The organism is Dactylosporangium sp. NPDC000555 (genome assembly GCF_040300025.1).
Classification (GTDB): Bacteria; Actinomycetota; Actinomycetes; order Mycobacteriales; family Micromonosporaceae; genus Dactylosporangium.
The window spans coordinates 12735-28376 of the sequence record NZ_JBEPDB010000061.1 but is presented as its reverse complement, the minus strand read 5'-3'; the positions used below and the strand labels follow the sequence as shown (position 1 = coordinate 28376).

10 protein-coding genes are annotated in these 15642 nt (G+C 70.0%); 6 read left to right on the top strand and 4 right to left on the bottom strand.

The features are described 5' to 3' along the window. Window positions 1–6: 6 nt before the first annotated feature. Window positions 7–2937, bottom strand: coding sequence for an AfsR/SARP family transcriptional regulator (locus ABT297_RS29760; RefSeq protein WP_350555597.1), 2931 nt, complete (start codon window positions 2935–2937; stop codon window positions 7–9). Window positions 2938–3349: 412 nt separating this feature from the next. Here ABT297_RS29760 and ABT297_RS29755 point away from each other — a divergent pair, with 412 nt between their 5' ends. After that, window positions 3350–4381, top strand: coding sequence for a hypothetical protein (locus tag ABT297_RS29755; RefSeq protein WP_350555595.1), 1032 nt, complete (start codon window positions 3350–3352; stop codon window positions 4379–4381). A gap of 22 nt (window positions 4382–4403) precedes the next feature. Here ABT297_RS29755 and ABT297_RS29750 read toward each other — a convergent pair whose 3' ends face one another. Together ABT297_RS29750 and ABT297_RS29745 are read right to left on the bottom strand one after the other, a co-directional pair. After that, window positions 4404–6431: an NB-ARC domain-containing protein gene (locus ABT297_RS29750; protein WP_350555593.1), complete on the bottom strand. Its 2028-nt coding sequence runs from the start codon at window positions 6429–6431 to the stop codon at window positions 4404–4406. An 88-nt stretch (window positions 6432–6519) separates the two neighbouring features. Further along, complete coding sequence (locus ABT297_RS29745; RefSeq protein WP_350555591.1) at window positions 6520–6891, bottom strand: hypothetical protein; 372 nt, start codon at window positions 6889–6891, stop codon at window positions 6520–6522. A 473-nt stretch (window positions 6892–7364) separates the two neighbouring features. Between ABT297_RS29745 and ABT297_RS29740 the strand changes: the two genes are divergently transcribed. Beyond that, window positions 7365–9176, top strand: coding sequence for a glycoside hydrolase family 15 protein (locus tag ABT297_RS29740; protein WP_350555589.1), 1812 nt, complete (start codon window positions 7365–7367; stop codon window positions 9174–9176). A 41-nt stretch (window positions 9177–9217) separates the two neighbouring features. Here the strand turns inward: ABT297_RS29740 and ABT297_RS29735 are convergent, their stop codons facing one another. Next, complete coding sequence (locus ABT297_RS29735) at window positions 9218–9463, bottom strand: hypothetical protein (protein ID WP_350555587.1); 246 nt, start codon at window positions 9461–9463, stop codon at window positions 9218–9220. Between the two features lie 888 nt (window positions 9464–10351). Here ABT297_RS29735 and ABT297_RS29730 point away from each other — a divergent pair. From ABT297_RS29730 to ABT297_RS29715, 4 genes are all read left to right on the top strand, one after another. Further along, complete coding sequence (locus tag ABT297_RS29730; protein WP_350555650.1) at window positions 10352–12013, top strand: glycoside hydrolase family 13 protein; 1662 nt, start codon at window positions 10352–10354, stop codon at window positions 12011–12013. A gap of 136 nt (window positions 12014–12149) precedes the next feature. Next, complete coding sequence (locus ABT297_RS29725; RefSeq protein WP_350555585.1) at window positions 12150–13517, top strand: ABC transporter substrate-binding protein; 1368 nt, start codon at window positions 12150–12152, stop codon at window positions 13515–13517. 102 nt (window positions 13518–13619) lie between these two features. Beyond that, complete coding sequence (locus tag ABT297_RS29720) at window positions 13620–14609, top strand: carbohydrate ABC transporter permease (protein WP_350555583.1); 990 nt, start codon at window positions 13620–13622, stop codon at window positions 14607–14609. Between the two features lie 38 nt (window positions 14610–14647). Then, window positions 14648–15628, top strand: coding sequence for a carbohydrate ABC transporter permease (locus ABT297_RS29715; RefSeq protein ID WP_350555581.1), 981 nt, complete (start codon window positions 14648–14650; stop codon window positions 15626–15628). Window positions 15629–15642: the final 14 nt, after the last annotated feature.

Below are 15642 nucleotides of genomic sequence, written 5' to 3'. Positions count from 1 at the left end.
CGCGGACTAATGTGCCGGCGAGTCCGGCGGTCGCGGTGCCCGGCCGGGGCCGGCGACGGAGTTCAGGCGGTCGCGGACCGGGCGCAGTTGCGGGTCGTCGACCTCGTCCAGCAGGGCCAGTGCCTCCACGGACCGGAGGTTGGCGAGCGCATGGTCACCCACCGCCGCGAGCGCGTCCACCAGCGCCGCCAGGGCCTGGCAGTGGCGGCGGGTGTCGGCAAGGTCGACGCTCAGCGAGATCGCCTGCTCGGCGTCCCGGACCGCGCTGCGGTTCGAGCCGAGGGCACGCCTGACGTCCGCGATCGTGACGAGCGCGTCGCAGAGGCCCGGGTCGTCTCTCGCCCGGGCGTGGAAGTCGAGCGCCCGCTCGCCGTGGCCGAGGGCGCGGGCGGGCCGGCCGGTGGCGAGGTAGAGCTCGGCCAGGGTGCGGTGCAGGCTGCCCTGACCGCGCAACGAGCCCGTCCGCTCGCGGATGTGCAGCGCGTCGAGGTAGTGCGTCGCCGCCTCGTCGTGCCGGCCCATCCGGCGCAGGGCGTCGCCGAGCCGGTGCAGCGCGGACGCCTCGCCCGTCGAGTTTCCGCCGGCGCGGCAGGCGGCGAGGACCGAGCGGTGGATGCGGGCGGCCATCGGGGCGTCACCGTTGCTCAGGTGTACCGCCGCCAGGTTGTGCAGGCACATCGTCTCCGTCCCGGTATCGCCGCTCCGGCGGGCCAGCCGAAGCGCGCCGTCGAAGCTCGTCAGGGCGTTCGCGTAGTCGTGCAGCGCGAAGTACATGGCGCCGAGGTTGTTCAGGGTGCCGATCTGCGCGATCTCGTGACCGTCGCGTTCCGCCGCGGCGAGTGCCGATCGCAGCAGCGGCAGGGCCTCCTCCAGGTGGCCGCGTCGCTGGAAGGTCTCCAGCAGCACCTGGGGCAGTTGCCATCCGTGCCGGTCGAATCCGTTGCGGCCGGCCCATAGTCCGGCCGCGCCGAGGTTCTCCCGCTCCGCCTCGCACCACGCCATCGCCTCGCGGTCGGCGGCGAACGTCCGCGGCGTGACGGCGGACGGCGCCGGAAGGTCCGGAACCGGCGCGCGATCGGGCGCCAGCACGGCGAGGGCGTTGGCGCCGGACAGCACCGACCAGTCCAACAGGCGCCGCAGCGCGGCGGAGCGTGCGTCCGACGAGTCCTCCTCGACGGCCCGATCGGCCGCGAACCGGCGCAGCAGGTCGTGCGGGCGCCAGCGTCGCGCGGTGTCGTGGTTGATCAGGCCCATCCTGGCCAGCCCGTTGAGCAGCTGCTCCGCGCGCGCGGCGTCGGCGCCGAGCAGCGCCGCGCCGGCCTCCGGGCCGATGGTCGGGCCCGGTTGCAGCCCGAGGAGCCGGAAGAGTCGTGCGGCGTCGGGTGCGAGGGCCTGGTACGACCACGCGAATACGGTCCGCAGGCTCGCTTCGTCGTCGTCGCTGTCGGCGTCGAGCAGCCGGCCGGTGAGCTCGCCGACCAGGTCGGCGACCGCCGCCCGCGGCCGCTCGGCGACCTGGTCTCCGATGATTCGCAGCGCCAGCGGCAGGCCGGCGGACAGCCGGGCGAGCGCTCCGACCGCGTCCGGCTCCGCCCTGGTCCGCGCGGCGCCGATGGTCCGTCCGAGCAGGGCCAGGCCGTTCGTCTCGGCCAGCGGCGGGACGGTGACGCTGGGGATCCCGTCGCGGACGCTGAGACCGCGCAGGCGCGTCCGGCTGGTGATCAACGTGACGCAACCGTCGGCGGTCGGGATGAGCGGGCGGACCTGGCCGGCGTCCCGGACGTTGTCGAGCAGGATCAGCATGCGGCGCTCGGCCAGCAGCTGGTTGTACCGGCTGCGGCGCTGGTCCAGGCCGGCGGGCATCCGATCGGGCGGTACGTCGAGGGCGTCCAGGAAGCGGCCCAGAGCGTCCTCGGGGTCCACCGCCGCGGTCGGCCCGTACGCGCGGGCATTGAGATACAGGTTCCCGTCCGGGAATCGGCGCCGCTGCCGGTAGGCCCAATGCACCGCCAAGGTGGTCTTGCCGACGCCGGGCATTCCGCTGATCGCCACCACGGTGGCCGCCGCGGTTTCGGGTGCGGCCAGCGCGTCGAGCGTGGCCAGCAGCGGCTCGTGCCCGACGAAATCGCCGATGTCCTTCGGCAGCTGCTGCGGCGGCATGGCGCGCCGCGAGTCGTCGATCTGCTCCATGGCCGTGCCGACCCGATGTTTGGCCCTGCCCAGGTGTGGCAGCTCGACCGTCGTTTCGGCCCGCAGGTGCCGGCGGAAACGACGCCGAAAGTCCTGCAGGAACGTGCGTGCCTCATGCTCCTGCCCGGCGCCGCACAACGCGCTCACCCAAAGCTGTGCGAGCGTTTCGTCGAGGTCGTTGGCCCGCATGAGTGGTTCGATTTCGGCGAGGGTCCGATGGTGCCGGCCGAGCCGCAGCAGGCTCTCGGCGAGCAGTTTCTGAGCGCCGAGCAGCGCGTTGTTCATGTGCCGGCGCAGGTCCTCGGCGCGCGCGGCGTGCAGGTCGGCCAGCGGCTCGTCGTGCCAGAGCCGTGTCGCGTTGTCGAACGCCTTGACCGCGGCGTCGTATCGATGCTGTCGTGCGGCGTCACGGCCGTGCGCCACAAGGCGCTGAAACCGATGGTAATCGACGAGTCCCGGATCGATGTCGAGCCGGTACGCCCCGGTGCTCGGCACCCGGACCAGGGCTTCGCCGAGGTCGGCCTGGCCCAGCGCGGCGCGAATCCGGCTGACCATCGAGTACAGATTCGTCCTGCTCACCGACTTGTGCTGGCCATTCCAGAGGTGTTCGAATATCGTATCGACCCTAACGGGTTCACCGGCGTGATAGAGCAGCAGCGCGAGCATGCCGCGCTGCTTGGCGGTGCCCAGCGGGATCGATTTCCCATCGACGTGCAGCGCTGTTGGTCCGAGGATGACGAAGTCCACGCTGCTCCTCTCAATCCGTCCCGAGGTCGCATCCTCAGTGTGTGCCCGACACGGCGGCCGACCAAGCCGGTGTGCACATTGAGCTGATATCCGACATCGTCTCGTCCAGCCCGCGGCAAGTCGATTGCAAGACCGTCCGCAACAACGCGTACAACCGCCTGGTCGCACGCTGCCCGAACCGCGAACTTTCTCGCCAAGGGTGGTGGTGTCGATGACCTCGCAGGACTGGCCTCGAACGCCGATCGGGATTGACGCTCCGAGATGGGTCAGCCGGCCCGGATGCCGAAATGTCTTGATCGTGGCCCACACGATCGTGAGCTGTAGCCGAATTCTCGACATCATCGATCATATTGAATCTGATTCACGCATTCAATTCCTTTTCACGGTGGCGCCCGACGTGTTCAATCACACGGTGCCGCGATTCCTTTCGGAACTCGGCGCGTGTGTCGTGCCGTGGGAGCAGGCGATCCGGCACCGGTTCGACCTGGCGCTCGCCGCGGCCTACGGCGGCCTGCACGAGCTGCATGCCCCGATCGTGGTCATGGCGCATGGCGCCGGGTGGGGCAAGCTCGCCCGCCCGGATCGAATCGCCGGCGGTCCGGCCCTCGCCGAGCCTGTGGTGTACGGGCTGGACGGCCCGCGGCTGACCCGCGACGGCCGAGTCCTGCCCTCCGCGCTCATCCTCGCCCACGAGCATGATCGTGAGATCCTGCGCCGTCAGTGCCCGGAGGCGCTGCGGGTCGCGGTGCTGGCCGGCGATCCGTGCCTCGACCGGCTGGTCGCCAGCCTGCCGTGGCGGCAGCACTACCGCGACTCGCTCGCCGTGCCGGCCGGCCACCGGCTCGTGGTGGTCGGCTCGACATGGGGCACCGACGGGCTGTTCGGCGGCGAGCCGGACCTGCTGCCGCGGCTGGTCGACCAGCTGCCGCCCGACGAGTTCCGGGTGGCCGCCCTGCTGCATCCGGCGGTGTGGAGCGCGCACGGCCGGCGCCAGGTCTGGGCGTGGCTGCGCGACTGCCGCGACGCCGGGCTGATCGTGCTCGATCCGACCGGCGACTGGAGGAGCCTCGTCGTCGCCGCGGACTGTGTGATCGGCGACCACGGTTCGGTCACCGCGTACGCCGCCGCCGTCGAACGTCAGGTCCTGCAGGTCGGCGGTCTTCGTCCGGCGACCGCGCGCGGTTCGGCGCAGGAGATCGTCGCGACCCGCGCGGAGCGGCTTGACCCGGACCGGCCGCTGCTGCCGCAGTTGCGCCGCGCGCGGACGGTCGACCCGGCGGCCGTCGCCGCCGCGCTGACCTCGTGCCCGGGGGAGGCGGGCCCGCGCATCAACCGGACGATGTACGAGCTGCTGCGGCTGGACGCGCCGGCCCGGCACCGGAGGCCGGATCCGGTTCCCGTTCCCAGGATCCTCAGGGGTGAGCACGGGCCGTGGCCGTCGTGAGCGGCCGGCCGGCGTCGGCGGCTCAGCCTGCCAGCCGCAACTCGGCGCGCACCGCGGAGGCGCGGGGCGAGCCGGCAGCGGCGAACAGCTCCATCGCCGCGCGGTAGTGCCGCCGCGCCGCCCCGGCGTCATCGCGCCGCAGGGCGATGCGCCCGAGCAGTGCCAGCGCCTCCGCCTGCTCGTGCGACGCGCCGAGGTCGCGCATGCCGCGCGCGGCCTCGGCGGCGGCCCGCTCCGCCGCGGGGAGGTCACCGGTGGCGAGCAGGGCACCGGCCAGGCCGAGGGTCACGCGGACCCCGTTGTACGGATCGGCCACGGCCGCATCGCCGAACGCCGCCCGGGCCTCTCGCAGCAGGACGACGGCCTCCGCCGCCCGTCCGAGGCCCGGCAGCAGCATGCCCAGGCCGATGAGCGTCAGGCCGACGCCGCGGGAGTCGCCGAGCCGGCGGTACCCGGCGAGCACGCCGAAGAGCATGGCGGCCGCCCGCTCCTCCCGGCCCGATTCGCGGTACACGGAGGCGAGGTCCTGCTGCGCGTCGAGCCGCCCGCGCGGATCCCCCGCGTCGCCGTACCGCCGGATCGCGGCGTGCGCGTGCGACTCGGCGGCCGCGTAGTCGCCCAGCTTCGTCAGTACCCGGCTGAGCCGCCGCAGCATCACGGCCTCGGCGGCCGGCTCGCCCCACAGTCGCGCCGCCGCCACGCCGCGGCTGTCCACCTCCAGCCGCTCCCGCAAAGGAGGCTTGACGAAAAGCAGCAGTGGCCACAGCGCGTCAGACAAATGCCACGCCAGGGCCGCGTTCCCGAGCTCCAGCGCGACCCGACTGGCCGCGATGAGGTTCGCCCGCTCCCGGTCCAGCCAGCGCAGCGCGTCGTCGCGGCCGCCGAAGCGGGGGAGGCTCGCCGGCTCGGTCGCGGCCGCGTAGGACGGTCCGGTGCGATACGGCGTCAGAACCGCGTCGGCGCGGCGGGCCGCCGCGAGGTACCACTCCGCCATGGTCAGGACCGCGGCGTCGCGGTCGCCGGCGTCGTCCTCCTGCGCCTTCAGCCGGGCGTGGAGCCGGACCAGGTCGTGGAACCGGAACCGCTCCTCGTGGCGCTCCTGGAGCAGGCTCGCCTGCAGCAGGGCCTCGATCGGCGCCCGCGCGCCGGCGCATCCGGCGGCGGTGGCGAGCGCATCCACGACGCCCGACCCGAAATCGACGCCCGGGTGCAGGCTCAACCTGCGATACAACGTCGCCGCATCGCTGTTCAAGGTTCGGTACGACAGGTCGAACGCGGCACGCACCGACAATCCCTCGGGCACCGACAGTCCCTCGAGCCGGGTCGCCTCGTTGGCCAGTTCCACGGCCACCCGGGCGACTGACAGCCTCGGCCTGGCCGCGAGCCGGGCCGCGGCCACCAGCAGCGCGAGCGGCAGCCCGCCGCAGATGTCGGCGAGATCCTGGGCCCCGCCGCGCTCGCGGGCGATCCGGGCCCCGCCCACGGCACGTGCCAGCAGCGCGACCGAGTCGCGGGCCCGCAGCGGCGGCACGTCGATGATCCGGGCGCCGCCTGGAACCAGCCCGGCGAGGCGGCTGCGGCTGGTCACCACAACCGCGCTCGTCGCGGAGGCGGGCACGAGCCCTCGCACCTGCGAGGGCGTGCGGGCGTTGTCCAGGATCACCAGGACCGACCGGTCGGCGGTGATCGACCGGTAGAGCGCCGACTGTTCGGCGGGAGTCCCGGGAACGTGTTGCGGGGCGACCCCCAGTCCGCGGAGGAACATCGTCAACGCGACGCCGGGATCGACCGGCTCGTTGTCGCTGAACCCGTCGAGGTCGACGTACAGCTGGCCGTCCGGGAACCGGTGCTTGACGCTGTGCGCCCATTGCAGCGCCAGCGCGGTCTTGCCGATGCCGCCCGGTCCGGTGAGGATCGCCGGCATCGCCCCGCCGCGGCCGAGCAGCGTGTCCAGCTGCGCGAGCTCGCCGGTGCGGCTCGTGAAATGCGGCGCCGGCGGCGGTAATTGGCGCGGTACCGCCGATCTGGCGGGCGCCTGGTGCAAATGCACGGTGCGGATGGAGCCGGCCTGCACCATGGGCCCGACGACCGTTCCGGAAAGATCGTTTCGCGTGCCGGCCGCCTGGCTCTCCGATGGCTCAGATGGAGACGTCGCCATGAATGTCTCTGGCCTGTATGACCTTGTGCGCCGCGCCGCTGACGTGATTCACGACCAACCCGCTCAAATCCTCGGTGCGGGCGGTCCGCCAATGCGCGAGCACCTGCGCGGCGAACCGCGGATCGGCCGCCATCGCCGCGGCGAGCGCATCGGCGAGCGCCAGCTGGCCCTGGCGGTCGCGGGGATCGGCGAGCGCCCGGTCGAGCGCGGTCGCTGCTCGCCGGTTGGCCACGAAGTGCCCGCGGAGCAGCCCGGCGAGCGCGGAGAAGGCGTTTCGGCCGCCCGCGATGACGGCCTCGGCCCCTTTCGCGGCCAGCGTCGTGGCAATGACCAGGGCAATCTCGTCGGGCATGCGCGGCCTCCGGCGCGTTACCGCGATGGACGTCAATCCGTCTAACGGTGACTGTATCGCTTCGGAGCGCAGTCCGGCGGTCATTGTGGATAACGATGTGTGCCCGAAAGGTCGCAATCGGCAGCATTGGCATAAGCGCGCAGAAGTGGCGTAGGGTCCCTACCCGCTTGATCGTTCAGCTTGGGTGCTCGAGGGGAGCCATTGGTGCCCGACTCTCCGGGCGTTGACACGCCTGAAGTCGATGATTCGGCCACGTTCGCCAATGTTGCGTGCTGGATCTGGCTGTGATAACGAGATGCCGACGGTGCTCCGCGCCGTCGGTTTCTCTTGAGGTGATCGTAGTTCATAAAGTGGCCATGTGGCAACACGGTGCCATGACCTGCCGGTTCACCTGTCCCGCTGCTGGCCAAATTCGGCTTCACGCCAAGGTGGCCGCTCGTTAGGCGGGCCCCGAATTGGGGAAGTACCCACGTATGAACGGTGCGGCATCCGGATATCTGCCGATTGCCGAGCACGGCCTGATCGGCGACCTGCGCACCGTGGCCCTGGTGGGCACCGACGGCACCATCGACTGGTACTGCTGTCCCCGCTTCGACGCCCCGAGCGTGTTCGGCTCGATCCTCGACGCCGACCGGGGCGGGTCGTTCGAGCTGGCCGCCGACGTGCCGGCGCGGACCAAGCAGTTCTACTTCCCCGACACCAACGTGCTGATCACCCGATTCTTCACCGAGGACGGCGTCGGCGAGGTCCAGGATTTCATGCCGGTCGCCGGTGAGTCCGGCGAGGCGGGCCGCCACCGGCTGATCCGGCGCGTCCTGTGCGTGCGTGGCGCGATCCCGTTCCGGGCACGGGTGGCTCCCCGGTTCGACTACGCCAGGCAGCCGCACACCGTCCGGTGGCACGCCGGCCAGACGCGCTTCGAGTCCGCCGGCCTGTCGCTCGCGCTGACCGCCACCGTGCCGGTCGAACACGACGCCCTGGACGCGACGGCGACGTTCAAGCTCCTGGAGGGCGAGTCAGCGGTGTTCGCGCTCGACCGGGTCGGTGACGACGTCGAGCCTCGCGGGTGCCCGCACGCCGAGGCCGAGCAGGAGTTCAGCGCCACGGTGGCGTTCTGGCGGCGATGGCTGTCCGCCTCCCGGTACCGCGGCCGGTGGCGCGAGACCGTGCACCGCTCGGCACTGACCCTCAAGCTGCTCACCTACGCACCGACCGGCGCGATCGTGGCCGCGCCGACGACCAGCCTGCCCGAGCGGATCGGCGGCGAGCGCAACTGGGACTACCGGTACGTGTGGATCCGCGATGCCGCCTTCTGCGCCTATGCGCTCCTGCGACTGGGCTTCACCGGCGAGGCCGCGGCCTTCATGACGTTTCTGGCCGATCGCATCACCCGGCAGGGCAACAGCCCGTCCGGCCCGCTGCAGATCATGTACGGCATCGACGGCCGCACCCACCTGCCCGAATGCGAACTGGACCACCTGGACGGATACGAGGGCTCCACCCCGGTGCGCATCGGCAACGCCGCCGCCGACCAGCTCCAGCTCGACATCTACGGTGCGCTCATCGACTCGGTCTACCTCTACGACAAGTGGGGACAGCCCATCTCCAGCGACCTCTGGGATGCGGTCTCCGCCGTGGTGGACTGGGTCTGCGACAACTGGGACCAGCCGGACGAAGGCATCTGGGAGACCCGCGGCGGGCGCAAGAACTTCCTGTACTCGAGGCTGATGTGCTGGGTGGCGATCGAACGGGCCATGCGGATGGCCAACCACCGCGGCCTGCCCGCCGACATCCCGCGCTGGGGACGGGCCCGCGACACGATCTACCGGCAGATCATGCGCCGCGGCTGGTCCACCACCCGGCGGGCGTTCGTACAGCAGGAGGACAACGACGTCCTCGACGCCGCCGTCCTGATGATGCCCCTGACGAAGTTCATCGCGCCCACCGACCCGAAATGGCTCGCCACCCTCGAGGCGCTCGCCGCGGAGCTGGTGTCCGACTCGCTGGTGTACCGCTACGACCCCGCCGCCAGCCCGGACGGCCTCCGCGGGGAGGAGGGCACCTTCTCGATCTGCTCGTTCTGGTACGTCGAGGCCCTGACCCGTGCCGGGCGGCTCGACGAGGCGCGGCTGGCGTTCGAGAAGATGCTGACCTACGCCAACCACCTCGGCCTGTACGCCGAGCAGATCGGCCGCGCCGGTGAGCAACAGGGCAACTTCCCGCAGGCCTTCACGCACTTCGCGCTGATCAGCGCCGCGTTCAACCTCGACCGGGCTCTGGGCTGACCGGTTCGTCCGGTGCCGGAAAGCCAGGTGGCGGCGGCCTATCAGGCTGCCGGGACCGCCATCGCGCGGGTGCACAGCTCGCGCGCCCACTGGATCCGGTCGAGCGCCGTCTCGGGACGGTCGCCGAACACTTCCGCGGCGCGGGCGTAGCACTCGTCCGGCCCGAGCCGTTCGAGCGTGCGGTCGACGGTCTCGCGAATTGTGGCGTCGTCGAGTTCACGGGACCCGGGGGCGTCGGAGACGAACAGCGCCATGCACAGGACCGGGTCAACGGTGTGGGTCGTCATGGTGGACCACCTGTCCAACGGGGGGTGTGGGCGTTGAATCCACATTCGCTCGTACCGGTGAGCGACCGCCTCGGCGCCAGCGGGATTCTCCGGCTGCGGGTTTCCGCACCACCGGATACCTGCTGGCCGTCATGCGCGCCTCCACTCGGATCACCCCGCGCGTCCTCACGGCGCGGCCACCCGCGATCACCCGGCAGCTCACCCCACGTCGCGCCGCCGAGGGAGTAACTTCGGATGTGGGCCTACGAGACGTGCGGGAGAGCCCAACTGGATGACAGTTGAGCTGAGAGGTCGAACAACCGAGAGGCTGAACGGCGATCCCCACTACCTGATCCAGGCAATGCTGGCGAAGGGAAACCGCCTCGTAGGTCTTTTGCTGTGCCCTCTTCCCCGGTGCCCCTTTTTCGCGGTGCCCTTTGCGCGCCGCCGTCCGCCCGCTCCGCGAGGCGCGTTCGCCCGGAGCGGCATACGCACCGCATACCGGTCGCAAGGCCGCACCGACGGTCACGTTCCGAGACTGAGCCGGGACCGACCCCCGGACCCTGGGCCGTGGGCTGTCCCGGCGGCCGCCGGCTGCGCTCGGACCGAGCTGACCGCGCCGGTTGACTGGTTCCCGGCATCGGTCGCCGACCCGGACAGGATCGCCTGCCTGAATGTATGAGGCCGCGATCACCCGGGCGGCATCCTCCACAAGTACCAAGCATGCTGTGTGACCTGCGTGGACGGGCGTTTTCAGCAGATGCGCCTGCAAGTACGGATCGCGTTTCGGTAACATGGCCGTCTGGTTCTTGCACACTTGCTGTCGAATAGCTACCGTCGCTGCATCGCAGGTTTACTACGGCACACCCCGACCGAGCAGGCTCGGCAACAAGGAGTCCGCAAGTGAGCATGAGCCCGAGCGGGACGCCGGTACATCCCTCATCGTGGTGGCGCAACGCCGTCATCTACCAGATCTACCCACGCTCCTTCGCAGACGGAAACGGCGACGGCACCGGGGATCTCGCGGGAGTCCGCGCGCGTCTCGCCTACCTGAAGGACCTCGGCGTCGACGCGATCTGGTTCACTCCGTGGTATCTCTCCCCGTTGAACGACGGCGGTTACGACGTCGCGGACTACCGGGTGATCGACCCCGCCTTCGGCACCATCGAAGAAGCCGAGGCGCTCATCGCCGAGGCCGCCGCGCTGGGCCTGCGGACCATCCTGGACATCGTCCCGAACCATGTCTCCGACCAGCACGTCTGGTTCAAGGCGGCGATCGAGGCCGGACCCGGCTCGCCCGAGCGCGAGCGTTTCTGGTTCCACCCGGGCAAGGGCGACGACGGCTCGCAGATCCCCACGCGATGGGTGTCCAGCTTCCAGGGCAGCACGTGGACCCGCACCACGGACCCGGACGGCACGCCCGGCGAGTGGTATCTGCACCTGTTCACTCCCGAACAGCCCGACGTGAACTGGAACCACCCCGATGTGCGGCGCGAGCACGAGGACATCCTGCGCTTCTGGTTCGACCGCGGCGTCGCCGGCATCCGCATCGACTCCGCCGCGCTGTTGATCAAGGATCCGGCGCTGCCCGAGGCCCCGGCCGCCCCGCCGCCCGGCGGGCATCCGTTCACGGACCGCGACGAGTTGCACGACGTGTACCGGAGCTGGCGAGCGATCGCCGACTCGTACGAGGAGCCGCGCGTCCTCGTGGGCGAGATCTGGCTTCCGGACATTCCTCGGTTCGCGGACTACCTGCGGCCCGACGAGATGCACACCGCGTTCAACTTCGATTTCATGGTACGGCCGTGGAACGCCAAGGAGCTGCGCGAGTCGATCGAGACGACGCTCTATGCGCACGGGCTCGTCGGCGCGCCCGCCACGTGGGTCCTGTCCAACCACGACATCACGCGACCGGTCACCCGCTATGGACGGGAGGACACGTCGTTCGCGTTCGACGCCAAGCGTTTCGGCACGCCGACCGACCGTCAGCTCGGCACCCGCCGGGCCCGCGCGGCGGCGCTGCTGACCGCGGCGCTGCCGGGCTGCCTCTACCTGTACCAGGGCGACGAACTCGGCCTGCCTGAGAACGAGGATCTGCCGCTCGGGGCCATCGAGGACCCGATGCACTTCCGCTCGGGCGGCGTCGACCCCGGACGCGACGGCTGTCGTGTCCCGCTGCCGTGGACGAGCGACCCCGCCCACGCGCACGGGTTCTCGGCCCCGCGGCCCGACGCCACCACCGCCGAGCCCTGGTTGCCCCTGCCCGGCTGGTGGGGTGCCCACGCCGTCGACGCGCAGGCGGTCGATCCCGCGTCGATGCTCTCGCTGTACCGCGCGGTCATCGCCACGCGGCGCTCCGAACCCGGGCTGTGCGACGGACCGTTCGCCTGGCTCGACATTCCCGGCGCGGCCAGCAGTGTCCTCGCCTTCACGCGCGGCGACATCGGCTGCGTCGTGAACTTCGGCGCCGATCCGGCGTCGTTGCCACAGCATTCCGCGGTGCTTCTGGCGAGCGGGGACCTCCCCGATGGCCGACTGCCCACGGACACCGCCGTCTGGCTCCGGCTCTGACGGCTAGCCCTCGCACAACGAATCCCTACATCCGATCCATCCGACCCGCAAACGCATCACCGTCCGCATGGGAAACATCCCCGTCGATGAGCACCATGCAGGGTCGGATTCCTCCACACCCCAACAAGGAGCGACGATGAAGTACTCACGTACCACGATGGCAGCCGCCATCGTGGGCGCGCTCGCGCTTAGCAGCACGCTCGTCGCGTGCTCGAGCGACGACAAGAGCGGCGACTCGAACGCCAAGGTGGAGCTCAACGTCGTGGGTCTGCTCCCCGGCTCCAAGCCCGAGGCGCTGCAGGCGCTCGCACAAGAGGTGACGGACTTCCAGAAGGAAAACCCGAACATCACGGTCAAGACGCACGACTACGAGTGGAAGGCCACCACGTTCGCGGCCGACCTCGCGGGCGGCACGCTGCCGACGGTGTTCGAGATCCCCTTCACCGACGCGAAGACGCTGATCGCGAACCAGCAGATCGTCGACATGCAGTCCTACCTCAACCAGCTGTCGTACGCGTCGGCGTTCAACAAGAACCTGCTGCAGTACGGCCAGGGCCAGGACGGTCACGTCTACGCCATCCCCGCGAAGAGCATCTACGCGGTCGGCCTGCACTACAACCGCGACCTGTTCACCCAGGCCGGCCTTGACCCGAACAAGCCGCCGACCAGCTGGGACGAGGTCCGCCAGGCCGCCAAGGCCATCGCGGAGAAGACCAACCAGGCCGGCTTCGCCCAGATGTCCAAGGACGGCACCGGCGGCTGGCAGCTCACGGTCGACACCTACGCCCGTGGCGGCCGCGTTGAGGACGGCAAGAAGGCGACGCTCACGAACGAGCACACGAAGGCCTCGCTGCAGTTCCTGAAGGACCTGCGCTGGACCGACAACTCCATGGGCGCGAACTTCAGCTACGACTGGGCGGGCATCAACCAGGCCTTCGCCGCCGGCAAGATCGGCATGTACACCTCGGGTCAGGACGTCTACACGAGCCTCGTGCAGACGAACAACATCAACCCGAAGTCGTACGGTCTGACCATGATCCCGCTCTCCGGCAGTGAGTCGGGCGTGCTCGGCGGCGGCACCATGGCGGCCGTCTCCAGCAAGGCCAAGGACAACGAGAAGTCCGCGGCGATCAAGTGGATCGACTTCCACTACCTGCGCAAGTACACCAACCAGGGCGCCGCCGCGAAGAACGCGGAGACCCAGGTCGCGAGCAAGCAGCCCGTGGGCACCCCCGAGCTGCCGATCTTCACGCAGCAGCAGTACCAGCAGTACCAGGACTGGATCAAGTCCTACGTCAACGTGCCGCTGGACCAGATGACCACGTTCACCAGCAAGGTCTTCGACGCCAAGCTCGTCAACGAGCCGGCCATCGCCACCCAGGACGTCTACAAGGCGCTCGACACGGTTGTGCAGGCCGTCCTGACGGACAAGGACGCCAACATCGACCAGCTCCTCAACGACGCCAACGCGAAGGCGCAGCGCGCCATCGACGCCGCGGGCTGACACTCACCACACCATCAACAACCCGCTAAGTGTGGGCCGTCGGTAGACCGGCGGCCCACACCGGGGGTCTGCCCCCGAAACCAGGACGAGGAGTGATGTGCCGTGAGTGCTCCGGGCACCCTGCGGCAGACCGGCGACGCCGCCGCCGGGGGCAACCACAAGCCGGGGACGGGCGGGCCCCGGGGCCGGCAGCTCCGCCGGCGCGACCCACTGACCTGGGCCCGGCGCGGCGGGCTGAGCTCGGTCGTGTTCGCGCTGCCGCTCCTGGTCATCTTCGGAGTCTTCTCGTGGTGGCCGATCGTGCGGTCGGTCATCATGAGCTTCCAGAAGACCAACCTCGTCGGGACACCGAAGTGGGTCGGCTGGCACAACTTCCAATACGTGCTCACCGATCCCGACCTGCCCACGGCGATCCGCAACACCCTCTACTTCGCGCTGCTCGCCCTCGTGATCGGCTTCCCGGTCCCGCTGGTCACGGCGGTGCTCATCAGCTCGGTCCGGCGGCGCAAGGGCCTGTACTCCGCGCTCGCCTACCTCCCGGTGGTGGTGCCGCCCGTCGTCGCCGTCCTGCTGTGGAAGTTCTTCTACGACGGCTCCTCGGACGGCGTGTTCAACACGATCCTGCGCTGGGTCGGGCTCGGCCCGTACACCTGGCTGTCGAGTCCCTCGCTGGCCATGCCGTCGCTCGTCGTCGAAGCGACGTGGGCCGCGGCCGGCGGGACCGTGATCATCTACCTGGCCGCGCTCATCAGCGTTCCGGACGAGCTGTACGACGCCGCCGAGGTCGACGGCGCCGGCATCTGGCGGAAGGTGTGGCACGTGAGCATGCCGCAGCTGCGCGGCGTCCTGCTCATCACCTTCATTCTGCAGATCATCGGTACCGTCCAGGTGTTCCTGGAGCCCTACCTGTTCACCGGTGGCGGCCCGGCGAACGCCACGCTGACGATCCTTCTCATGATCTACAACTACGGGTTCGGCAGCTCCCTGGGCGGAAACTACGGTGCGGCGACGGCCCTGTCCGTCATGCTCGCCGCGTTCCTGGCGATCCTGTCGCTCGTGTACTTCAAGCTCACGTCCCGCTGGAGCAAGTAGTGACCGGCCAACACACCCCCGAGGGGAAGAGGACCACCATGACCTTCCCGTCGACCTCCGACGGATCCGGCCGCGCGACCGGAGGACTGGTCGGTGCGGCCGGTGCGCGACCGGTCCGCAAGCGCAAGGCATCCCAGTTCGACGGCGGCCGCGGCTACGTTTCCGAGCAGGACTGGCGTAATCCCCGCGTCAACGTGACCATGAAGATCCTGCACGGGACGCTGCTGGTGCTGCTCCTCGTAGTCGGCATCGGGCCGATGCTGCTCCTCGCGAAGTACGCGATCACTCCCACGCAGGACATCATCCGCACGCCGCTTGCGATCTTCCCGAACGGTGTGCGCTGGGAGAACATCAGCGAGGCGTGGAACGACGTCCACATCAGCAGGTACTTCCTCAACACGATCTGGCTCGCCGCCGGCTCCTGGTTCGTCCAGCTGCTCGTCGCGACCACGGGCGGTTACGTGTTGTCCGTCCTGCGGCCCGCTTGGGCCAAGATCGTCAACGGTCTGGTGATCGCGACCCTGTTCGTGCCGACCGTCGTGCTCCTCGTGCCGCTGTACCTCACGGTCCTCAACCCGCCGGTTGTCGGCACGTCGCTCATCAACAGCTTCTTCGCCGTATGGCTGCCGTCGGGCGCGAGCGCGTTCAACGTCGTGATCGTGACGCGGTTCTTCGACAGCCTCCCGCGTGAGGTGTTCGAGGCGGCCAAGGTCGACGGCGCCAGTTCGTTCCGGCTGTTCTGGTCGGTCGTCCTGCCGATGTCCAAGCCGATCCTCGGCGTCGTGTCGGTGTTCGCGGCCATTGCGAGCTGGAAGGACTTCCTCTGGCCGCTGCTCGTGCTCAAGGACCAGGCCAAGCAGCCGCTGTCGGTGCGCCTGCCCGCGATCGCGCAGCAGACAGATCTGGGCGTGTTCCTTGCGTCCCTTGCGATCGCGACGCTCATTCCGGTCGTGTTCTTCCTGATCTTCCAGCGCCTGTTCCTCTCGAGCGCCGGCTTGGGCGGCGCCGTCAAGGGCTGAGCTCGCGACCCTTC

Excerpts from the sequence above, each read along its gene's own strand:
- ABT297_RS29745 (WP_350555591.1), bottom strand. The coding sequence starts at position 6,891 with ATGCCCGACGAGATTGCCCTGGTCATTGCCACGACGCTGGCCGCGAAA.
- ABT297_RS29740 (WP_350555589.1), top strand. The coding sequence starts at position 7,365 with ATGAACGGTGCGGCATCCGGATATCTGCCGATTGCCGAGCACGGCCTG.
- ABT297_RS29735 (WP_350555587.1), bottom strand. The coding sequence starts at position 9,463 with ATGACGACCCACACCGTTGACCCGGTCCTGTGCATGGCGCTGTTCGTC.
- ABT297_RS29730 (WP_350555650.1), top strand. The coding sequence starts at position 10,352 with ATGAGCCCGAGCGGGACGCCGGTACATCCCTCATCGTGGTGGCGCAAC.
- ABT297_RS29725 (WP_350555585.1), top strand. The coding sequence starts at position 12,150 with ATGAAGTACTCACGTACCACGATGGCAGCCGCCATCGTGGGCGCGCTC.
- ABT297_RS29715 (WP_350555581.1), top strand. The coding sequence starts at position 14,648 with ATGACCTTCCCGTCGACCTCCGACGGATCCGGCCGCGCGACCGGAGGA.